Source organism: Microcoleus sp. POL10_C6 (assembly GCF_036701585.1).
In the GTDB taxonomy this organism is placed as follows: Bacteria; Cyanobacteriota; Cyanobacteriia; order Cyanobacteriales; family Microcoleaceae; genus Microcoleus.
Window position 1 is genome coordinate 17,676 of sequence record NZ_JAUBRB010000031.1, and the last position, 23,363, is coordinate 41,038.

Consider the following 23,363-nt stretch of genomic DNA (forward strand, 5'->3'; position numbering starts at 1 on the left):
GCAAAGAGAAGCATCTAGGAAGCAACCGGGTTTCTAGAGCCGCAGAAAATTCATTGAATCCCATTTAACCTCACAACCCACAACTCAAAAATCAAAAATTTGAATGTTTCCCTTGAATATGAACGATAAGAATTCCGAAAGAAGCATCATACTAATTGTCGATGACAACCAAACAAATCTTGACGTACTTTTCGAGTTGTTAAGGAATTACGGGTTTAAAGTATTAGTGGCTCTAGACGGCGAAAGTGCGATCGAGCAAATTGACTACATCCATCCAGACTTGATTCTTTTGGATATCATGATGCCAGGAATTGACGGTTTTGAAACTTGCCGACGTTTGAAAGCAGACCCGTCAACGCAAGATATTCCCATCATATTTATGAGCGCCCTTTCCGATACGCCTGATAAAGTAAAAGGCTTTCAGACAGGAGCAGTTGACTACATCACTAAGCCTTTTCAGCACGAAGAAGTTTTGAGCCGGATTCAAACCCACTTGACAATCCGCAGCTTGCAAAAAAAACTCGAAGAAAAAAACCTCGAACTTGCCCACCTCAACCAAAACCTTGAAAGACTTGTTGAACAAAAAACCAAGCAATTAATAAACCAGGAAAAAACAGCCATCATCGGACGTTTGACTCAGGGCATGGTTCACAACCTCAAAAGTCCCCTACAAGTGATCCAGACTAGCGTCGATTTGATTGAAACAAAAGCCGCACAAATTCAAGACGACTCTCTGTTTAATTATACTAAGTATATTTTTCAAGCTGTCACAAAAATCAATCAGATCATGGATACTCTGATGATGAAAAGCCGAAACGAGCAAAAGCAAGATTTGCACCCGGTGAATATCAACGATTTAGTGCAGAGAGAAATTCAGCTATTGGAAGGCAACCTGTATTTTAAAAATAAGATTAGAAAAAAATACTTTTATGACGAAGAAATTGCCAGCATTCCATTAATTTACTCCTATCTTTCTCAAGTATTTTATAATTTAATTAATAATGCAATGGATGCTATGTGGGCAAAGAAAAGCAGAGAAATAACTATCGTGACTCGGCAAGACGACTCGAACATATACATGGATATTGCAGATACGGGATGCGGCATATCATCTGAAGATTTGCCAAAACTTTTTGACCCTTTTTACACCTCAAAGCCGCCTAAAGGCGAGGAAAAAACCGAAGGCGAACCGACAGGCACTGGCCTAGGACTTTATACTTGTATTGAACTTTTAAAACCTTTTAACGGTGAGATTGCTATTAGCAGCAATGTCGGTCAAGGCAGCGTGTTTACAGTTGTGCTGCCCAAACCGCAGAAAAATTGAGCGACTCAACAGAGTTAAATTGTGTCCGGTTAGACAACCGTAATTAAGTTGGTAATTAGGTTTGTAGTAAGCAATGCAAGTCTTGCTTCATCATCAAGAGAGGACTTGCATTTCTCAATACAAATAGGCCCTAATTGCGGGCAATTAAGCGAACACAATCTCAGAGCGTATCTTGTAAACTAACGGTAATTCTCGTAACTTAGTAGTAATACCATTAAAAAAAAATAATCCCACTTTAGGCAAGCTTTAAACGGCTATTTAAAATCTAAAGTTTCAAAGGCTATCAGCAATGCAAATCTTGATTACTCTGCGCTCTTTTGACTTGCCTCTTGCTATTCCCCTGCCAAAGGTTGTAAATTAAAATAGAGTTGAGTTGCAATATTGGTAAGAGTATGATAGTTTTGGGCCACTAGGTTTGGGGCGAGGCGGAAAGCTTGCAGCGAACAACTCAATTCTATAAATAAATCTGCGGGGTCTGCAAGCACATAGCGCACTCTCAAGCGTGTGGTTCAAGTTCCGCAATCATCAGCTAGGTAGCTGCATCCGCTGCTGAGATTTTATAATTACTAAAAAATAGCAAAAGGATAGCAGTCAAAAAAATGCCACTGTACGCATGAACCAAACGGCGATAGTCATCAGTCATTCCAAATCTCAAATCAAAAATATAAAATATAAAATGGTATGACATCTGTTTTTGAGTCAACTTTAACGCCTGCTTGTTTAAAAATTCTTTTAGTAGAAGACTGTGCAGAAGATGCAGAACTCATTCAAGAACTGCTGTCTGAGCCCCAACTAGGAAAATCAATTGATCTGACTAATGTAGTTCGCCTCCGGGAAGCTATAGAAATTTTAAGCGACAAAATTTTTGATGTAATTTTATTAGATCTTTCACTTCCTGACAGCGTAAAATTTAATACTTTTTTCCGACTTCAAGATTGCGGTATAAATACTCCGATCGTCATTCTGACAGCGGCCGATGACGAAGAACTGGCTGTCGAGTTAATTGCCGCCGGCGCCCAAGATTATCTGGTGAAAAGACAGGTAGACAGCCGGCTGCTGGTACGGACGCTCAGGTGCGCGATCGCCCGCCAGAAACGGCAAGCAGAATGGCAAAAAAGTCAAGAAAAATACCAGCAGGTTGTTGGCAATATCAAAGAAGTCGTTTTTGAAACAAATACTGCTGGAAATTGGACTTTTCTCAATCCGGCTTGGACGGAAATTACCGGATTTACCGTTGATGAAAGCTTAGGAACTTCCTGTTTGAGTTACATTCATTCTGAGGATAAACACCAATATTTAAATTCGTTTAGAGGTCGGAGACCAAATCAACAAATATCCTGTTGTTATCAAAGCCGATATGTTACCAAAAATGGGGAAATTAGGTGGGTGGAAGTGCAAGAATTTTTTATTTTTGGGGGGAACGGCGAGGCGCAGGGGACGACAGGAACTATCAATGATATTACAGATAAAATTTTAGCACTTTCCAAACTAGAAGCTAGTAAAAAGTTTTTGAATTATACAATCGACGCAGTTGCAGACCCACTTTTTGTCAAGGATGAACAGCACCGCTGGATACTGTTAAATGATGCTTTTTGCAAGCTGATCGGGAAGCAGCGCGAGGAACTACTGGGCAAATCGGATTATGACTTTTTCCCAAAACAAGAAGCTGAGATTTTTTGGCATAGTGACCAACAAGTGTTTAAGACGGGCAAAGAAAACGAGAGTGAGGAAATATTTACGGACGCCAACGGTGCAAAACATATTCTGTCTACTAAAAAAACTGTCTTTGAAAATAGTGATGGCAGTAAAATTCTCGTCGGGATAATTCGAGATATCACTGAGGATAGGCGCAAACAATTAGCGCAGCAAGAAAGCGAAGCTAGACTGCGGCAACTTGCTGCCAATTTACCGGGAATAATTTATCAATTTCGTCTCTCAACCGACGGCAAAAAAAGTTTTCCTTATATTTCGTCGGGCAGCCGCGATTTATATGAATTGGAACCAGAAAGTATTCAGCAGAATCCTCAATTACTTTTTGATTTTATTCATCCAGATGACCGTCAAAAATTTGAAGAATCTATTGCTGTTTCTGTGGCAAATATGCAGCCCTGGCAGCAGGAATGGCGCACCATTGTACCGTCGGGAAAACTTAAGTGGATGCAAGGCGGTTCGTCGAGACCGGAACGAGTTGATTGTCCCACAGAAATAGGGCACGAAGGGGATATAGTTTGGGAAGGCATGGTGCTGGATATTACTGATTTAAAACAGGCCGAGGCAGCTTTGCGGGAGAGCGAAGCCAGATTTCGATCGCTCGTTGAGAATATCCCAGGCGCTATCTGCCGCAGCTTGTATGATGCTGAGTGGACGATGGTATTTATTAGTGATGAAATTGAGGTCATTAGCGGGTATCCTGCTGGGGATTTTATTGGCAACAACGGCTTGAGTTTTGCCAGCATTGTCCACGAGGCAGACAAGGAAATGGTCGATCGACAAATCAGCGCAGCAGTAGAGTCGAAACAGCCGTACAATCTAGAATACCGGATTGTTCGCGATGACGGGACGGTGCGGTGGGTGTCGGAAAGAGGTAGGCCAACTTACAATCTAGAAGGGCTGGTTTTGTGGCTCGACAGAGCGATTTTTGATATTACCCATCGCAAACAAGCCGAAATGACTCTGTGCCTGGTAACTCAAGCTGTAGACAGCGCTAGTGATGCGATCGCGATCGCAGATTTGGATGGTTATTCCGTTTATCACAATCAAGCATTTATTCAGCGCTACGGCTATACAGTTGATGAACTAAATAATGCCGGAGGCCCAGCAGTAATGTACCCCAAATCTCAAGATTTGAGAAAGTTATTTAGGGTGCTGCGAAAAGGTTTTTCCTGGGCAAGGAAAATAGAAATTAAAAGTAAAAATGGCGATATTATAGAAACTTTTTTGCGAGCTGATTGCATTCAAGATAGCGCTAGTCAGCCGATAGGAATGATAGCCATAATTGCCGATCTCACAGAAATAAAACGCACTGAATCGGCATTAAAACTCAGTCAAGAGCGATTGCAGTTGGCGGTTTCAGGCAGCTCTTTGGGCTTGTGGGATTGGAATATAGCTACTGGCGAAACTTATTTCGACTTTTATTGGAAATCAATGCTAGGCTACGCAGAATCCGAAATTGAAAATAACCTCAAAGGTTGGGAAAGTTTGGTGCATCCAGAAGACCGAGCGAAGGTAATGGAATGTTTAAATTTCTATTTGGAAGGTGAGACTGATATCTATGAATTTGAATTTCGGATGCTCAACAAAGCGGGCAATTGGCAGTGGATTCTGGCTATGGGCAAGGTGGTCGAGTACGACGAATGGGGTGCGCCGTTGCGGATAACAGGCACTCATAAAGATATCAGCACCCGCGTTGCAGCCGAAGCCGAAAAAACTCAGTTGATTGCATCTTTGCAACAACTTGCCGAACAGTTGCAAGAAGCACAAAAAATTGCCCGCATCGGCAATTGGGAATTGGATATTGAGGCAGGAATTATTACTTGGTCGGAAGAACTGTTTCGAGTTTACGGCCGAGGAATGAATCAGCCGCCAACAATGGAAGAACTTTTAGAGCAAATTCATCCCGATGACAAAGAAAGGTTTTCAGAAGTTGTGCAAAACGCAGTGACTGAAGGGACAGCTTACGACATCGACCACCGCATCTATGTTCCATCAGGAGAAATCAGGCACGTTAACGCTAAAGGACAATCTGTTAAAAATGAGTTGGGTCAGGTGGTGCGGCTGTTTGGCACGGCAATGGACATTAGCCATCGCAAAAAAGCAGAAATTGCTTTACAAGAAAGCGAACAGCGATTTCGAGCTGTATTTGAACAAGCGGCTATCGGCATTGTGAAAGTGTGGCCAGACGGTCAATTTTTGAATGCCAATCAAGGGTTTTGCAATATTGTCGGATACTCAGAATTGGAGCTGAAATCACGAAATGTTGGGGATATTTCTCACCCCGAAGATGTAGCAGCCGATGTCGAGTCGCGCGACAGACTGTTAGCTGGGGAAATTTTTAATTATTCCCTTGAAAAACGCTTTATTCGCAAAGATGGTTCATTTGTTTGGACTAATATGACTGTATCTTTAGTGCGGGAGGGGTTTGGGGAACCTAGCTATGTAATTGGTGTGATTGAAGATATTAGCACTCGCAAACTTGCCGAGGCTATATTGCGCCAGCAATTAAAGCGAGAACGCCTGGTGGTAGGAATACTGGAACGAATTCGATCTTCTCTAAATTTAGAAGAAATTTTGACAAAAACTGTTGCTGAAGTACGGCAATTTTTACAGACAGATCGGACTATTATTTATCAGTTTAATCCCGATTGGAGCGGTTTTGTAAATGTCGAATCGGTGGGCCAAAATTGGCTGGCTATTCAGGGAATAACTATTGACGATTCCTGCTTTGAAGACAGCTATGCTTCTGCTTACGAACAGGGTCGTACTGTAGCTGTGGATGATATTTACCAAGCTGATCTTTCCGAGTGCTACATTAATTTATTAAGTCAATTTCAGGTGCGAGCTAATTTGGTAGTGCCAGTTTTGCAAGGCGAGAAGTTGTGGGGGCTATTGATTGCTCACGAGTGCGCGGGCCCCCGTCACTGGCTGGAAATTGAGGTCGAGTGTCTCAAACAAATTAGCGTGCAGTTGGCGATCGCGATCCAGCAATCAATGCTGTTTGAGCAAGCACAAAGTGAAATTGCCGATCGCAAACAAGCCGAGTCAGCTTTGCAGGAATCGGAAGCGCGAGAACGTTCAAAAGCGCTAGAGTTAGAAACCGCTATTAACAAACTCCGAACGACTCAAGCTCAGCTCGTTCAAAATGAAAAAATGGTGAGCTTGGGTCAGTTAGTTGCTGGTGTTGCTCACGAAATTAATAACCCTGTTAGCTTTATTCACGGCAATCTCAATCCCGCTCGCAATTACACTTTAGATTTGCTGGAATTGATTAAAGTTTACCAGCATTACTGTCCTCATCCTCCCGCCCAAGTCTTGCAGAAAATTGAGGAAATAGACTTGGATTATATTGCTGAGGATTTCCCGAAATTGTTTAATTCGATGCAAGTAGGAACCGAGCGAATTGTCGAGATCGTGAAATCGTTGCGTAATTTTTCCCGATTGGACGAGTCCGCAGGGAAGTCGGTTAACATTCACGAGGGAATTGATAGCACTTTGATGATTTTGCAAAATCGGTTAAAATCTCACAGCAGTCCAGGAGAAATTCTGATAGTTAAAGATTACCAAATCTTGCCACAAATTGAATGTTTTCCGGGCGAGTTGAATCAGGTATTTATGAATATTTTAATTAATGCGATCGATGCTTTGGAAGAACGGGACAAGCAGCGTTCGATCGAGGAGTGCGATCGGCATCCCAGCACGATTACTATTCGCAGTTATCAGGCTGGTGCGGGCTTCGTAGCAGTATCGATTGCGGACAACGGGCGGGGGATGCCGGAGTCAGTGCGATCGAGGCTGTTTGACCCGTTTTTCACGACTAAACCTGTGGGCAAGGGCACGGGTTTGGGATTGTCGATTTCTCACTCGATTATCGTCGATCGCCACGGTGGCAGATTGAGCTGTATTTCGACACCGGGAAAGGGAGCGGAGTTTGTGATTGAAATTCCAGTGCGGCCGAATTTAGCGGGTAGGAATTATAATTTGGGGCAATAAATTAGCAATTGGTAATTGGAAATTGGGAAGTGGAAAGGCGTAATATTAAATACCATAACATCGGAATTATACCCGGCCAGCCAGTATTATCCTTGCTCCGGGTCACTCGATCGCATCCCGCTGGCAGTGCAGTCAGAAAATTATTATTCTGATGCAAAGGTCAACAATATGAGTTATGAGTTGTGAGTCGTGAGTTAAAAATCAAACACGATATTACAAATTACAAATTACCTTCAACTTTTACATAAAAATCGGGGAAGATTCCGAATTACTGCTGGCGTGACAAATGCGATTTTTGCCTTCGGTTTTGGCTTGAAAAAGGGCGCTGTCAGCGCTGCGAATTAGGGTGTGGGGAGATTCCTGGGCAGAAGGAATCGCTGTCGCAATGCCGCAACTGAGGGTAACGTAGGGGCCGATCGACGATCGCGCGTGGGGCAGTTTCAAGCTGGCGATGCCGTCGCAAATTTTCCGGGCGACAGCGTTTGCCCCTTCGGCGCTAGTGTTGGGCAGCACTAGGGCAAATTCTTCGCCACCGTAGCGGGCAGTCAAATCCCCAGCCCGGTTGGTGGCGCTGGCGATCGCCCCGGCAACTTGGCGCAAACAATCGTCCCCGCCGAGGTGCCCATAAAACTCGTTGTAAAGTTTAAAAAAGTCGATGTCCAACATAATTAAAGACAGCGACAGTTTCTCTCTTGCCAATCTGCGCCACTCTAAGTTCAAAACCCGATCAAACTGGCGGCGATTGGCAATGCCAGTCAGTCCGTCAGTAGTTGCCAGTTGCTGCAATTTTTGATTGGCTATTGCTAGCTTGCGGTAAAGTTGAGATTGTTCGATCGCGATCGCCACTTGATTTGCCAAGTGCTGTAAAAAATCTATTTCCCACTGCTGCCATTCCCTGACACCGCTGCAATTGTATGCTGTCAGCATTCCCCACAAACTATTGCCATTTTCTGCGATCGAATCCGGCAAATTTTTACCCTGCGCCTGCGGTTTGCCACTCGCGTGGTGCCAGATATAATTTTCCGCTGAATCTTGATTGTTCTCGACTTCCCAAACAGTTGCTTCTTGTGTTTCTTTTGCCGTTTCCCAGTCACCTGATTGCCAAATTGGCACGCTGATAACTGCTGCAATTTCACAATCTGTCAACAATTCTTTGCAACTGCCAGCCAAGGGGGCAGTGTTGACATCTGCTATTGCTTGTACCGACTGGGATTCGACTAAAACAAAGCATGACACCGCCAAAGCAGCATTAATATTTTGGTTTTCAATATAACCTTCTGGCAAACCGTCACCTGCGATGATCGCACCTTTTTGCTCTTCCCCGTCCAATTGAGACACCCAATCCTGACAGCGATAAATTAAAACGCGGTCTGTTTGGAGAAATTGGCGCACTTCTGCAACGGTACTTTGGAGAATGCTTGCCGGATCTATTGACGATCGAATATGTTCGATCATTTTGCCCAACAGCCGCTGTCGCAGAGCCTGCTGCCGCAATTGTTCTTCGATTTGCTGGCGTTCGATCGCGTAATGGATTGCCCGCACCAGCAGAGTTCGGTGAAATCTTCCCTTTACCAAACAATCTTGAGCGCCCCAGCGCAATACTGACCGCGCAATATTTTCATCGTTGATATCTGTCAGCACCACAATTGGCAATGTGGGCCATCGCCCTTTCAAAACTGCGATCGCCTCGCTTCCCTTCAAGCTGTCTGACAGTGACAAATCTAATAGTACGGCGTCAAACTTGTCTACTTCCAGACGCCCAACTCCTATCTCCAGAGACTTAACAGTTTGGAGAAGAAATAGAGACTCGCTGAATGACCCTAGAAGGTCTTCGATCATTGTCGGATCTCCGAGGTCATCCTCAACCAACAAAATTTTCAGACATTGGTTACGTGTTAACACAACTATAGCGTTCGGAGCGAGTCGAAGGCAACTTTTTTGTTTTGATAGCGATACTTGCGATCGGCAAATATTTCAGCTTATCAAATTCACTATACACTCAAACTAGGCATTTAGCGCTCCATTAAAGCTTACATATCTGGTGGGAGTGAAACGATCTCAAACCAATACTCACATAAAGTCTTCATGACTTCCAGCAATCCTTCAAAAGTTACTGGTTTGGATATGAAAGAATTTGCTCCCAAGCGGTAGCAAAGTAAGACATCTCCTCTGCGGTGGGAAGTTGTGAGCATTACAACCGGAATTTGTTGCAAATGGGGGTCAGCTCTGATCAAAGTTAGTGTTTCTCGCCCGTCCAGCCTCGGCATATTCAGATCCAAAAGTATCAAGTCTGGCTGATGCCAATTGCTGCTACCAAGATATTGACCGCGACGGTACAAGTAGTCTAGCACTTGTTCTCCATTTTCCACAAATTCGCTCGTAATTGCTAATGAAACTTCTCGCAGTGCTTCCTTTACCAAAAAGCGCGTGTCCTCGTCATCGTTTGCTATTAAAAGAGTAAATTTTTTCTTTTGATAATTCACGGCTTTGTCTCACTACGAACGTCTTTTGTGAGGTTGCGGGACTTTGAGCCGTGTCTGAGTACCTGCAAAGAATCTCTTCGCATCATCCGGTAAATCTGGCTGAGAACACTGAAATTGTGTTGCAGTAATTTACCGTTTTTCTCTATTTGCAAAGGTTTGCGAATCATGCTTGTTTCACTTGGCAGTCTGTCCGAGAACCTGCAAACTGCCAACACATCACAAATCCTTCTGGGCGAACTACTAGGGAAACTATTGCATCCCAAAGGAAGATGCTCTGGATACACTTGAAAAAAATTAACAAGTCTTGCGCGCACCGCTGATTTATAAGTTGTGTAAGGATAGAGCTAATAGATTTATATTGATAGATTTATAGCTCGATGTCATCAGTGAATATGCTACACTTTATAAGCATTTTTGTAAAGAACAGATAAAGATATTTAAAGCTTAAGTAAAGGACGGCTGACCATCAAGCAATTTGCTCACAAGCCTCCGGATTCATCCGTGGGGTCGCTTTCTTAAAATCTAAAATCTAAAATATAAAATATAAAATCGATTGACTGCTTCAGGCGGACTGCTGACTTCACTTTGGTATAGGAATAGAAAAATAAAAAGTCGAGCCTCGATTGGGTTCTGATTCTACCCACAGGTTGCCGCCATGCCGATCGACAATTCTTTGACAAATCGCTAAACCGATACCGGTTCCCGAATACTGTTTTTGGGTGTGCAAGCGCTGAAAAATCTGAAAAATTCGCGGATGGTGCTGTGAGGCAATCCCAATACCATTATCCTGCACGGAAAACACCCAGCTATCCCCCTGACGCGAAGCGTCCACCTGCACCACCGGCGCCTCACTGCTGCGGTACTTAATGGCGTTACCAATTAAATTTTGAAACAGTTGCAGCAGTTGAAAACAGTCACCTGTTACCCTTGGCAAATCCCCCCTAGTAACAGAAGCTTGATTCTCGCGGATAGCCAACTGCAAATTAGCACAAGCATCCTCAAAAACCCGATTGCAATCTATGACATCAAAAGGTTTCTGACTGCGACCGACCCGCGAATACTCCAGCAAGTCATCAATCAGCGCCTGCATCCGCCCGCAAGAATTAACAATATTGCGGATAAATTTATTTCCTTGGGCATCAAGTTGGTTGGAAGAGCGTTTTTCTAATAGTTGAGCGTAGCCAGCAATCGTGCTCAAAGGCGCTTGCAAATCGTGAGAAGCCACGTAAGCAAACTGTTCTAGTTCGGCATTAGAACGAGTTAATTCTTGAGCGTAGCGGGTTTGAGTCTCTAAACTCTCTTGCAGCAATTCTTGTACCAGCTTGCGTTCGGAAATATCCTCGATCGCACAAATCAAATACTGCAGCGTCCCCTTGACATCGCGCATTGCCGAAACAGTAACATTTGCCCAGCGCACAGCTTCATCTTTGCATACCAAACGCTTTTCCACAGAAAAAGTTGGAATCTTCCCGGATAACAGCGAGCGCAGGTATTCTCGGTCCGCTTCTCTGTCATCTGGGTGAGTAATTGCCTCCCAATTTTGCTGTAACAATTCGGATTGTGCATAGCGGACAATTTGACAAAAGCCAGGATTGACCCGCATAAATTTACCACAAAGTGCGGTTTTAGCTATGCCTACCGCAGCTTGCTCGAATATCGCGCGGAAGCGTTCTTCGCTGTCTCGTAGGGCAATTTCTGCTCGTTTGCGATCGGTAATATTGCGAAATGTTACTGCCAGACCGTCGTTTAATTTGACCGCCACAATGTGCAGCCAAACAATTGGCTCTTGCTCCTGTTCGTAATAAAATTCTTGGTCTAGAGTTTCTCCTGTTTCTACTACAGAAACATACAAATCAAATAACCCGTTATTGCTAACTTGGGAAACTTTGGCTAACAAATTCTTGCCAACTATGTCATGTAATAGCAGACCATAAAATTTTTCAGCGGCAGGGTTGATCAAGAGCCACTGGAAATCTACAATATTTCCCTCACTGTTGCGGACAGCAGAATAGGCCACCACACAGTCTAAGGAACTATTTAATATGCTAGCAAGCAGCGACTGTGACTGTTGCAGTTGATAATTTTGTTCTTTTAATTGCTGTTGCAGTTTTTGCAAGCGGACTTGCTTGTCGATGCGTGCTAAAACTTCTTCAACTTGAAATGGTTTAGTAATATAGTCGGAACCTCCTACTCGAAAAGCTTGTAATTTATCGTTCATTTCATCTAATACGCTTAAAAAAATTACCGGAATTTGTTCAGTTTCTGGTGTCGCTTTCAGTCTCCGACAAACTTCATAACCGTTCATTTCTGGCATTCTAATGTCGAGCAAAATTAAATCCGGGCAATGGGCGATCGCAACATTCAACGCCAGTTGACCGCTAATAGCTCGGTAAACTTGATAGCCCTGGGATGTTAGCAGTTTGGATAAGAACCGCAGATTGCTTGGTTGGTCATCAACCACCAATACTTTAATTTCGCTATTATCCATTTATTTTAAACTCGATTGAGTTAAATCCATTATCTTGTCGAGTCGGTAATCGGCAAGCAAATCTTTTAAAGCCTCAGCTAAGGTTGGATGACTTTCCCAGATGCGATCGACAAGTTGAATCGCCAGCTCTTCATTAACATCATTAGCTGCGTCATGGAGTTCCTTCACCCAGCTTTGAGGCATCTGAGCCAGCAGCCCTCCGAAAAATGAATCGGGTTTTTCGTTCACACAATAACGCCGTAAAGCCCCAACTGGGAGCCGGGGCAACTCTTGATAAAGATAGCGCACTCCCAAGTAGTAAGCCATCTTATCAAAGAGGATTTGTTCTTGAAAAGGTTTCCGCACAAAATCGTCGCAACCTGCGGCGATAATTTCGCCTTTTCTTTCCTCAAAAGTGCTAGCAGTCAGAGCAATAATTACAGTTCGTCGCTGAGTTTGTTTCTCTTTAGCTCTAATTTGTCTGACAGTTTCAAAACCGTCCATTACTGGCATTCGCGTATCCAGCCAAATTAAATGAGGCTGCCAACTTTCCCAAATTTCAACCGCTTGGTAGCCATTTTCCGCTTCTCGGACTTCAAAACCAATTGGTTGCAACATTTTAACCAGCAGGAGCCGATTGTCTTGATTGTCGTCAACTGCTAAAATCCGATAAACCGGTTGATCTGCTTCTAGTGCGATCACCCGCTGCAATGTCGCCATTGTTATTTCAGACGAAATAGCGGCAAATACTCGGATATTAAATTTAAAACTTGTTCCCTCACCTAAAACACTTTTTACCTCAATATCCCCACCCATTATCTGCACGTATTTTTTAGTAATTGTCAAACCCAACCCCGTACCATCAGCCGCTTTTCTCCCCGCTTGTGTTTGGACGAAAGCATCAAATAAAGTATCAATTTCTGCTGCTGCTATGCCAATTCCCGTGTCTTCAACTTCAAACAAAATTAACAATGGCTCCACTGAGGTAGAGTTAGGATGGCTTTCAGATGCTGCCGGCTGTTGCTGGTTCCTTTCCACGCTCACGCGCAGCCAAATACGGCCCCCGTCCTCAGTAAATTTCATGGCATTTGCCAGCAGGTTAATTAAGCAAACGCGCAGCTTTTTTTCGTCAGTTTTTATATATTGGGGAACATTAGCCTCGACGGAAAATCTCAGTTGCATTTTTTTTGTTTCAGCTTTGATTTGAAACATTTCTTCGAGAGTGTCGAGGAGTTGATAGAGGTCAAAGCTGCGTTGATCTAAGCCAATTATCCCTGCTTCTATTTTCGACAAGTCTAAAACATCGTTAATTAGTTCCAGCAAATGTTGACCGCTGCGGTTAATAATTCGGAGATTTTCGAGATTTTCGTGGCTGAGCAAAGAGTCGCGGCTCATGACTTGGGTAAAACCAAGGATGGCGTTCAGGGGAGTCCGCAATTCGTGGCTCATGTTGGCAACGAATTGACTTTTTGCGAGCGATGCAGCAGCCGCTGCTTCTTCGGCTTTTTTGCGTTCTATTATTTCTTCTTGCAGTTCTTTATTGCGATCGAGCAATTGTTTTTTCAGCCTCTGGATAGTCAGTTGGTGTTCGATTCGTGCTAAAACTTCTGCTACATGAAACGGTTTTGTGACATAATCTACCCCTCCCACTTGAAAGGCGGTTAGTTTGTCCAATACTTCATCTAAAGCGCTGATAAAAATAACTGGAATTTCGGATGTCTTCGGATCTTCCTTGAGCTGGGTGCAGACTTCGTAGCCGTCCATTTCCGGCATTTTGATGTCGAGCAAAATCAAATCGGGACAACCAGAGCGCGCGGCCCTGATTGCCATTTTGCCGTTAATTACGCCGCGGACTTTGTAGCCCCGATCGCACAGCGTTGCTGATAAAACTTGCAAATTTTCTGGAGTATCGTCAACAATTAATATGTTGCCTTTATTTTCTTCTATTTGATTGTTGGTCATCGCTGGCTATTTTTTGTTAATTTAAGAAGTGTTGAAATTAGAAAAACTTGTTAAATAGTCACTATAGCACTCCCTCTTCAATCAACTGCTTTGATATTTACATAACTTATCGTAGTTGAGATTTTAGATTTGATATGTGAGATTAAAGAATTGGGAATGACTGATGATTAGCAGGGTGTGGAGCTTGGCTACAGGTAAATTAGTCTATCGCCCGCAGGCGAGTTTACAAATAGGCGATCGACCTACACGATCAATAATCCTGAATTTGCCCCTATTATACCTTCTTCTTTCATCCTTCAACAATTTCTAAACTCGTCAATCAAATCGATAATCCGATCGCACCGGAAGTTATTCGCCAAATCGGCGATCGCGCTGCGGAAACTAGCATTAATAGGAGGAATCGACAACAACAGCCGAAAAATCTCCTCGTTATCAACCGCATCTGCCGCAGAATATAATTCATCAACCCATTCAGCAGGCATAGCTTCCAAAAATGAAGTATTAAGCGTAAAAGCCAAATCAGCCGTTTCAGTTACCGTGGAAACCTCGGCGGACACCGCAGCATCAGAAGTTAGCGAAGCTTCTCGATCATAAACATAGCGGACTCCTAGATACTTAGCCATCTTTTCCAGAATCACTTGCTCCCGAAAAGGCTTCGCTACAAAATCATCGCAACCAGCAGACAAAATCAGCGATCGCTCCTCATCAAAAGCACTTGCAGTCAGAGCAATAATCACCGTTGCTTGACCTTTCAAATGCGCTTTAATCTGTTTAGTAGCTTCGTAACCGTCCATCACCGGCATCCGCATATCCATCCAAATCAAATGAGGTTCCCAACTCGACCACATTTCCACAGCTTGAACGCCATTTTCAGCTTCCTGCACCGCAAAGCCAAGGGATGTCAGCATTCTGACCAACAGCAAGCGGCTTTCCAGGCGATCGTCAACAGCTAAAATCCGGTATTCTGGCTGTCCGGGTTCCAGACCCACCACTCGGCGAGCTGTTTGAGCCACCTGAATTTCCACGGCATTAGGGAGCGAAACTTTAACATCAAATCTAAAAATGCTGCCGCGACCGAGGGTGCTTGTTACCGTCATCTTCCCTCCCATTAACTGCACAAACTGTTTGCTGATTGGCAAGCCCAAACCGGTTCCTTCTTGAGCTTTTTTGCCGCTTTCTGTTTGCGCGAAAGGTTTAAACAAATTGTTCATTTCTTCCGCAGAAATTCCTGAACCAGTGTCTTCCACTTCAAATAGCAAAGAGCAATTCTCACTTGGCGAAATTCCTGGGGAAATTTTATTTTTTACCAGTTCATGCTTGAGTCTCAAATTAACACCACCTTCCGCAGTAAATTTAATAGCATTTCCGACTACATTTATCAATACTTGTCGCAACTTGCTTTCGTCAGTTTCTATATATTGAGGTAGATCTGCTGGGCAATCAAAAATTAACTGCAACCCTTTTTTTTGCGCTTGCAGCTTCAGCATATTTTCAGTATTTTTTAGCATTTTGTGCAAGTTGAAGGTGCTGTTATTAAGTGTCACCAGCCCAACTTCAATTTTTGACATTTGCAGAATATTGTTGATTAGAACGAGCAAATGTTCCCCGCTCTGGATAATAATTCCTAAGTATTGCTGTTGGTCGGCACCGAGGTCTGGGTCGCGGGCCAGCAGTTGGCTGAAACCGAGAATTGCGTTGAGGGGAGTTCGCAATTCGTGGCTCATATTCGAGAGAAATTCGCTTTTTGCCCTGTTCGCTCTGTCGGCTTCTTCTTTGGCTTTTTGCAGGACTATTTCAGCTTGTTTGCGTTCAGTAATGTCGCTAGCAGTGCCTGTTGTGCCGATGATATTTCCTTCAGCGTCCATGCGCGCGATCGCCTTCGTATTTACATCAATCTTTCTGCCGTCTTTTCCTAATACTATGTTTTCGTACTGAAACACAGTTTTGCCCGTCAGCAAGCGCTGCTGAAGTTCCCATTTCCAGTCTATTTCTCCTGGGGCTAAGAAATCGCTAAAAGAACAGCCTAGCATTTCTTCAGGCTCGTAACCGTAGATTTGTTTAACTGCTTGGTTCACAAAAGTAAGGTGTCCTTCAGCATCGCAAGACCAGATAATATCTTGGGAAGTTTCAACTAAATGACGGTATTTTTCTTCGCTCTCTGCTAGGGCTATTTCTGCCCGCTTGCGGGGGGTAATGTCCATCAACGTTGTGAATAGTTTTGTCACTTTACCTTGTTGATTGACAACTGCTTCTCCTCTGGCTTCGATGTAGCGGATGAAGCCGGCTTCACTTGTTTGTGACTGGCAATTATCCGCACCCATTGTCGGTTCCGGTCGCAGAATCCGATATTCCAAAGTGTAAGATTGCCCGCTAGCAATAGCAGTGTCGATCGTTGTTTGCCACTTTTGTCGATCGTCCGGATGCACGTATTGCGAAAACTCAGTTAGTGTTGGCGCAGGTTGGGTTGGCTCGATCCCAAAAATCCGAGATAACTCTTCCGACCAAGTAGTTGTGTTGGCCGATAAATCGCATTCCCAATTACCCACACGGGCGATTCTTTGCGCTGCTGCTAAAGAAGCCGCTACAGATCGGAGTTTTTCTTCGGCTAATTTGCGATCGCTAATATCTTGAATCACAGAAATCACGCAGGTTTCGCCATGAATGTCAATGATTTCTGCTGACAGCAGCCCGGTTCTGAGTCCCCCTGTTTTAGTGCGAAAATCAAATTCATAGTTGAGAACAATTTTTTTTTCGTCTAACATTTTAAACAACTCAGCGCGGGCTTGTATATTTTGCCAAAGATTCAAATCAAGCGCCGTGCGATCGAGAATTTCTGCCGCCGAATAACCGATTGTCTGGCAAAAAGCCTCATTAATTTCTAAATAACGACCGTCATTAAGTCTGGTAATAGCAATCGGGTTGGGAGAAGAACGAAAAGCTTTAGCAAACTTTTCCTCAGACAAGCGCAGTTGTGCAGTCCGCTCCTCGACTAAAGTTTCCAATTCTTGATTTAGCTTTTGGAGTTGAGCATTTTGTTGCGCTAATTGCTTCTCCCTAAAATAGCTATTAATCGCTTCTTTTACCGTCAACTTCAAATCTTCTGACTGCCAAGGTTTCGATATGTATCGGTACAATTTAGCATATTTAATAGTATTCGCCACTGCTTCTAAGTCTGCTTGCCCTGTCAGCATAATTTTGATAGTTTTTGGCGAGATTCTGTGAATCTGCTTCAGTAATTCGTCCCCTTTGATATTCGGCATCAGATAGTCGGAAATCACTGCTACGATTTCGCAGCCCTCTGCCAGTAATTCCTCGATTAACTCTAAAGCATCTTCACCGCCTTCAGCGGTTTCTAATAAGTGTTCTTCCCCCAGGGTTTTTTTTAACTCAATTTTCAAACTTTCAAGAATTATCGGTTCGTCATCCACACAAATAATCACAGGTTTATTGTTCATATTTTTGTCCAACCAGATTTTATAGTTTCTACTAATTCTTTGCGTTCCCACGGCTTGTACAAACAACGGTGCAAGTTTGCTTGCTCTTTCACCCGTGCTATTGCTACCTCGTCTGCTTGCCCGGTCAGCATAACTTTCACAATTTTAGGATATTTTTGGTGAACCATAATCAAAAAATCATCTCCTTTAATCCCTGGCATTAACCAGTCAGATACTATGACTAAAATATCACTTTCATCTTCTTTTTGAATTTCCTCCATAATTTCCAGAGCTTCATCTGCATTTTCTGCTACTTCATAGAAATAAGCATCCCCAAATTCTTTTTTAAGTTGAATTTTTAAACTATTTAAGACTACAACTTCATCGTCAACACACAAAATTACTGGTTTAGACATAAAACTTTACTTCTATTAAATTTTAACGATTGGGGTATTTCCCTCTTTTTTTTATTGCTATCAAGGGATTCCGACGGGCAAGAATATAGTAAATTTTGTTTGACCAGGCACGCTTTCTACTTGCAGTTCACCTTGGTGTTTTTCTAGAATTTTTTGAACTATATCTAATCCCAAACCGCTACCTTCCCCTGGAGGTTTAGTTGTGAAAAACGGCTCAAAAATTCTCGGCATAATCTCTGGAGGAATGCCGGGACCACTGTCGGTAATACTGACTGATATTGCGTTCGCTTGGTGTTTGACATCAATTTTTAACACGCCTTTATTGCCCATCGCTTGTAAAGCATTGTGAACTAAATTTGTCCAAACTTGACTGAGTTCATCAGGATAGCATAGCACAGAGGGCAAATTAGTACCATAGTTTCTGACTACTTCCACACCGTGTTTGATTTGGTAGTGGTAAAGCGTTAAAACAGTATCAATACCGTCGGTGATATTAGCGATTACTTTGGTACCCGACTGGTCGTAACGAGAGTAGCTTTTCAAAGCAAAAACGATTTTGGCGGCCCTATCCGTGGCGGTAGCAATATTTTTAGTGCTTTTTTGTACCGTAGCAAATTGGTAGGCGGTTTGTACAATATTTCGACTTTGGCTGTCTTTCAACAAAGGTAAAAAAGGTTCTACATTATTGCCGATGCCGATATCTAATAAAGTACAGGCAAGACTGGCAGCGTCGTCAATCTTTTCTGATTCTAATTGCCCCTGCAAAAGTTTTTTTAACTGACGTTTTTCTTTACTAGATAATGTATCTGTCTCTTGGCTGGACTTGTGTAGCAAAGCCAAGAAATCCTGCCGCCGTTCCGGGGATAGTTGTTGAAAAAATATCGGCAACTGCTGCAATTGTTCCGTCCAGAAGTCGGCGATGTTCTGCACAGAAGAGCGAATCGCCCCTAAAGGAGAATTTATTTCATGAGCAACTCCGGCAATTAACTGTCCGAGGGCTGCCATTTTTTCTGATTGAATGAGTTCTTTTTGAGTCCGCTTCAGTTCTTCTAAGGTATGAGATAACTCTGCATTTTTTTTGCACAGCGCTGACTCGGCTATTTTGCGGGCGTTGATGTTGCGGGCCACCCAAATGACTGCATCTTTTGAGAACAGAGAAATGCAGGCGGAAAACCAAATTTTGCGGTCACAAACTGTTAAGCTGTAGTCAAAATTGAGAGTTTGTTGTGTTTCTAACACTTGCTGAACTAACACCCACCAATCATCCGGGTTGTCGTCGTCAAAAAAATGTTCTATGGTCAAGCTGACTATATCACAATCTGGCTCAGAAGCCGCTGCCACATTCGTTGGCAAAACTTCTATGTTCCGCTGAATGTCTAGCACGAGAACGATGTCGGTCATCGCTTCAAAAACGGCGCGCACTTTCCTTTCAGAAAAGTGCAATTTTTCTTCTAGCAATTTTCTACCACTAATTTGTTGCTGCAATTCTTCGTTACTGGCTGCTAGTTGAACCGTGCGGTCTAGAACTCGCTGTTCGAGTTCGGTGTTCAGGCGGCGAACTTCAGCTTCAGCGGTAGTGCGGTCTTGTATTTCCTTTTTTAACTGACTGTTGGCATTAATTAATTCTAAAGTTCGCTGTTTGATTTGTTCTTCCAAATTATCGTTTAATATTCGCAATTTTTCTTCTATTTCTGTTCTTCGCAACGCTTCTTTTTGCAATTCTTCGTTCATTTTGTTCAACTCCTGAATTTTGTCGGCAACTGTTTCCTGCAAAAGCTCGACATTTGCGTGCATTTCTACCGGATCTAAGGCCTGCAGCAGGCTAATTTCAGTCACAATTCCAGCTAAATATCCTTCCTCGTCCACCACCACCAAGCGCCGGATGCGGTGCTGCTGCATTAACTGGTGAGCCTGCCACAAGGTGGCTTTTACCTGCAACGGTATCAGCGGAAAACTCATCGCGGCGGTGACGGGAGTACCTGCGAAATCTAGTCCAGAAGCTTGGAATTTAACAATGTCGCGTTCTGTAATTATGCCCACAGGTTTCTGATTTTTGTTGTCGCTGTCAGTGCAAATGACTATGCAGCTTTTTCGCTGGATTCTCATCTGTTTTGCGACTTCTAAAACTGAGGCGCTGCTTGAGGTAACTATTAATTGTCTAGTCATAATTTCTTCGGCACGCCACATTTTCAGCAAGTCTGCCGGTTTGAGGATTTTACGGATGCTTTCGCAGGTGATAGCGCCTAGTAAGTTCCCACCTTCGTCTAGGAGGGGTAAATGACGGATTCTTTTCGATCGCAATATGCTCAATACCTTGAAGATATTCCCCGCTTTATCGACGGAAATGGCGAGCGGGTTTTCAGTCATCACCTCAGAAATTGCTACCCCTGCTAGCGAAATACCGCTAGCAGTTATTTTCACAACATCGCGTTCTGTAAAAATTCCGAGCAATTGCTGCTCAAACGCGATTAAAATACAACTGGCACTCGCCTCAGTCATGGCAGCAATGGCGACTTTCAAGGGTGTGTCTGGAGGCAGCACCGGCGGTTTGGGGTCGATCGCCTGTTCTAGCAAGCTTTGGGTATCAGAAACTGTTGTTGACATGGGCAAATCAAGGGGGATAGATGCAGGCCGAACCGGCACTTCATACCATTTTAGATTTCCGATTTTAAAGTCGCGGTAGGCTAACCGCAATCCTGGTTTGACATCGGTCTAGAGGTGCATTTTTAGTCGCGCATTGGTATAATTTTTAGTGCGATCGCGCTAAGCGGCGATCGGAATTGACACCATACACGTCCTTTGACCGATAACTGATGTTACTTCTATGTTACCCGAATGTTTTTCCACACTTTTTTTAATAATCTCCCGTCCCCACCCGCTGCCTTCGTCGGCGGGTTTTGTGGTAAAGAACGGATTACATATTCGTGGTAAAATTCCCAGGTAATTCAGTTGCCACTGACGAGCAGGCTAGGATTTTCTGCTCTGACCTTTACTTTTAAAACTCCGCAATTCTCTATCGCTTGTAAACCATTGTGCATCCTATTTAGGGAAACTTGTTTGAGTTCGTCTGGATTACACAACAATTTAGGCAGTGTAGCTTGAGATTCTCTGACAATTTCTACTCGGTGTTGTAGTTTTTTAATCAAAATTTAATCGAGTTTCAATGGGTCATTAATAATGGCAATTACTTTTCTACCATACAGTTACATCGAGAATATTTTTGAAACTAAAAATTACTTTTGTGGCTCTCTGTGTACCAGATGCTCTTCTTGGCAAGCTGTGAATAAATGGCAGAGACTATCTGACTGACTCAGCAAGTTAAGCACCCTTTGATGAAATATGTGATTGCAGTGCAAATTTATGGATTCCTTATGTTGAGCAAGCAGGATGCTCGATTCAGAAATTTCGCGTTTTATTTTTGTAAGTTATTGTCCTGAAAAATAGGAATATTGCGAGTTTTGGCACAATAACCGACAACTTCAAACTCAGCGTTTTGGAGAACACTTTAATAGCTTTCTAGGAACATTGGGCGACTTTCCCTGAGATGAAACTTGCTGTGAGCGATACAAGCTGCTACTAAGTAGCATATCCTGCCTCAGAGGCTGTTGGCATTGAACATCGATAACTTTAGCTATGTGTTGCAGTAACTAGCAGCCAAAAAAATCACGGTGCCCGCAATTATAAATAATAACCCTGCCTTTGCGCGCAAGCATTCAAGGCAGGGTTATTATTGAGTATTCCGAATTCTCAAGGGTGAAGCGAGGACGCTGCTGCCGACTTCGGCTGCCCAGCAGTGCACTACTCGCCCAATCGAGTTATTTTAGCGCTGCGTTCGGCCAACATCAGCACTACATAAATAGTCATTACATAGCCGGCGGCCAGAATGGGAATAATTAGAGGAATATCGCGATAAATCATAATTAGAACCAAAAGTCAAGGACGAGGAGGAGCAGGACAAGTTCAAGACCTACTACATTAAGTCAGCACGCAAGACCATGCCTTGGTTCTGAAGGCTGTTTTTCCATATCAAGCCTGCGGGAACATTTAGGCGTTCCCGGTCATCAATAATGATTTACTGCTTTACAGATGCTTAAACAGCCTAAAACCATCCACTTTAGCTGCTTTGAGCTACCGTGCACATAAGATGCGCTACTCTTAACTTCTGATAACTTTTAGCCGCGAGGAACTAAAAATCTGTCCCAGAAATTTTGGCTGCGATAGACTAACAAGGCTGGCTCTACGAAACTTTTACAGGCACCTAAAAGCTACCTGCCAGTCTGGCTGTACTTAATGTATAGAATTGTTTAAATCCTTAATACCCATAATAACACAGGGTTTTTGGGATTTAGAGATTTTTTGGCAGTGTCCTTAACAATTCGATACAATAGGGGCAACCCCTCTGAGAGTCGGCAACTCGCCGATGGCAGTCGGGTGACTCCCATCGGGCGGCAGATGACAAATAACTGCCGATCGCCTAGATTTTTCTTTTCTATTGCAGAGAATTACCTTAAAATAAAGATATGATATGTAAAATTTTGTTACTTTACCGCTTGAGTCGGCGTATCCATGATCTCTAGCACTCTCCTATTTTCCTCGGTTGAAGAAGACCTGCGACTGTTGACAGAAAACTTAAAACAGTTAGTGGGTGCCCGTCATCCCATCTTGTACGCGGCTGCAGAATACTTATTCGGCACAAAGGGAAAACGAGTGAGACCCGCGATCGTTCTGTTGATGGCCAAGGCGACTATGCCCGATCGGGAAATCACGGAAAAACACCGCCGCCTCGCTGAAATTACGGAAATGATCCACACAGCTAGTCTAGTCCACGACGACGTGGTGGACGAGTCGGATCTGCGGCGGGGAGTGCCGACGGTTCACAGTCGGTTTAACAACCGAGTGGCAGTATTGGCGGGAGACTTTCTGTTTGCTCAATCTTCCTGGCATTTGGCAAATCTCGACAACCTGCCAGTAGTCAAACTGCTTTCAGAAGTGATTATGGATTTAGCTGAGGGGGAAATTCAACAGGGACTCAATGGATTTGACACCAGCTTGTCGATCGAAGCGTACCTCGAAAAAAGTTATTACAAAACAGCGTCTTTAATTGCCAACAGTTCCAAAGCAGCGGGCTGTTTGAGCGAGGTTTCAGCGGAAATAGCAGACGATTTGTACAACTACGGTCGGAACATTGGTTTGGCATTCCAAATAGTAGATGATATATTAGATTTCACCGCTTCAACGGAAACTTTGGGGAAACCGGCAGGCTCGGATCTCAGAAGCGGTAATCTGACAGCACCCGCACTATTTGCCCTAGAAGAAAAACCTTACTTGGAAGTTCTCATAGAACGCGAATTTGCCCAAGAAGGAGATCTAGAGCAGGCCCTGGCACTGGTAGAAGATTCTAGAGGCATAGAGAGATCCCGAGAACTAGCCACAAACCACGCACAGAAAGCCGTCGAATACTTAGCTGCGCTGCCCCATTCCGAGTCCCGTCAAGCTTTGATTGATTTGGCTGAATACGTTTTGAGTAGACTTTATTAGAGGTTAAAAAGTTACATTTTATTGGTAATGGGG

General features: G+C 43.6%; 11 protein-coding genes. 3 read left to right on the top strand and 8 right to left on the bottom strand.

What is annotated here, in order from left to right; all coding sequences use genetic code 11:
• The first annotated feature begins 103 nt into the window (after window positions 1–103).
• A complete protein-coding gene (locus QUA34_RS17975; RefSeq protein WP_333329005.1) occupies window positions 104–1,324 on the top strand; it encodes a hybrid sensor histidine kinase/response regulator in 1,221 nt (406 codons plus the stop codon).
• 681 nt (window positions 1,325–2,005) lie between these two features.
• Entirely contained in the window at window positions 2,006–7,030 is a 5,025-nt protein-coding gene (locus tag QUA34_RS17980) for a PAS domain S-box protein (RefSeq protein ID WP_333388786.1), read from the top strand.
• 240 nt (window positions 7,031–7,270) lie between these two features.
• Here the strand turns inward: QUA34_RS17980 and QUA34_RS17985 are convergent, their stop codons facing one another.
• The 8 genes from QUA34_RS17985 to QUA34_RS18020 all read right to left on the bottom strand — a co-directional run bounded on the left by QUA34_RS17985 (window position 7,271) and on the right by QUA34_RS18020 (window position 20,396).
• Complete coding sequence (locus tag QUA34_RS17985; protein WP_333388788.1) at window positions 7,271–8,932, bottom strand: diguanylate cyclase domain-containing protein; 1,662 nt, start codon at window positions 8,930–8,932, stop codon at window positions 7,271–7,273.
• Window positions 8,933–9,060: 128 nt separating this feature from the next.
• On the bottom strand, window positions 9,061–9,513 hold the full coding sequence (locus QUA34_RS17990; RefSeq protein WP_333329016.1) for a response regulator: 453 nt from the start codon (window positions 9,511–9,513) through the stop codon (window positions 9,061–9,063).
• Complete coding sequence (locus QUA34_RS17995) at window positions 9,510–9,680, bottom strand: hypothetical protein (RefSeq protein WP_333329019.1); 171 nt, start codon at window positions 9,678–9,680, stop codon at window positions 9,510–9,512. The genes QUA34_RS17990 and QUA34_RS17995 overlap by 4 nt, the downstream gene beginning before the upstream one ends.
• Before the next feature lie 413 nt (window positions 9,681–10,093).
• Complete coding sequence (locus tag QUA34_RS18000) at window positions 10,094–12,001, bottom strand: PAS domain S-box protein (protein WP_333388791.1); 1,908 nt, start codon at window positions 11,999–12,001, stop codon at window positions 10,094–10,096.
• Complete coding sequence (locus QUA34_RS18005; protein WP_333388793.1) at window positions 12,002–13,942, bottom strand: response regulator; 1,941 nt, start codon at window positions 13,940–13,942, stop codon at window positions 12,002–12,004.
• Between the two features lie 296 nt (window positions 13,943–14,238).
• Window positions 14,239–17,397, bottom strand: a complete 3,159-nt coding sequence (locus QUA34_RS18010) for a PAS domain S-box protein (protein ID WP_333388795.1) — start codon at window positions 17,395–17,397, stop codon at window positions 14,239–14,241.
• Window positions 17,394–17,792 (bottom strand): response regulator, encoded by a 399-nt coding sequence (locus tag QUA34_RS18015; protein ID WP_333329031.1) that lies wholly within the window; start codon window positions 17,790–17,792, stop codon window positions 17,394–17,396. Before QUA34_RS18015 ends, QUA34_RS18010 begins: the two co-directional genes overlap by 4 nt.
• 60 nt (window positions 17,793–17,852) lie before the next feature.
• Entirely contained in the window at window positions 17,853–20,396 is a 2,544-nt protein-coding gene (locus tag QUA34_RS18020; RefSeq protein ID WP_333388797.1) for a CBS domain-containing protein, read from the bottom strand.
• Window positions 20,397–22,358: 1,962 nt separating this feature from the next.
• Between QUA34_RS18020 and sds the strand changes: the two genes are divergently transcribed.
• Window positions 22,359–23,330, top strand: a complete 972-nt coding sequence (gene sds / locus QUA34_RS18025; RefSeq protein WP_333056988.1) for a solanesyl diphosphate synthase — start codon at window positions 22,359–22,361, stop codon at window positions 23,328–23,330.
• Window positions 23,331–23,363 lie beyond the last annotated feature (33 nt).

Coding starts and splice junctions, on each gene's coding strand:
- sds (WP_333056988.1), top strand. CDS start 22,359: ATGATCTCTAGCACTCTCCTATTTTCCTCGGTTGAAGAAGACCTGCGA.
- QUA34_RS17975 (WP_333329005.1), top strand. CDS start 104: ATGTTTCCCTTGAATATGAACGATAAGAATTCCGAAAGAAGCATCATA.
- QUA34_RS17995 (WP_333329019.1), bottom strand. CDS start 9,680: ATGATTCGCAAACCTTTGCAAATAGAGAAAAACGGTAAATTACTGCAA.
- QUA34_RS18000 (WP_333388791.1), bottom strand. CDS start 12,001: ATGGATAATAGCGAAATTAAAGTATTGGTGGTTGATGACCAACCAAGC.
- QUA34_RS18005 (WP_333388793.1), bottom strand. CDS start 13,942: ATGACCAACAATCAAATAGAAGAAAATAAAGGCAACATATTAATTGTT.
- QUA34_RS18010 (WP_333388795.1), bottom strand. CDS start 17,397: ATGAACAATAAACCTGTGATTATTTGTGTGGATGACGAACCGATAATT.
- QUA34_RS18015 (WP_333329031.1), bottom strand. CDS start 17,792: ATGTCTAAACCAGTAATTTTGTGTGTTGACGATGAAGTTGTAGTCTTA.
- QUA34_RS18020 (WP_333388797.1), bottom strand. CDS start 20,396: ATGTCAACAACAGTTTCTGATACCCAAAGCTTGCTAGAACAGGCGATC.
- QUA34_RS17980 (WP_333388786.1), top strand. CDS start 2,006: ATGACATCTGTTTTTGAGTCAACTTTAACGCCTGCTTGTTTAAAAATT.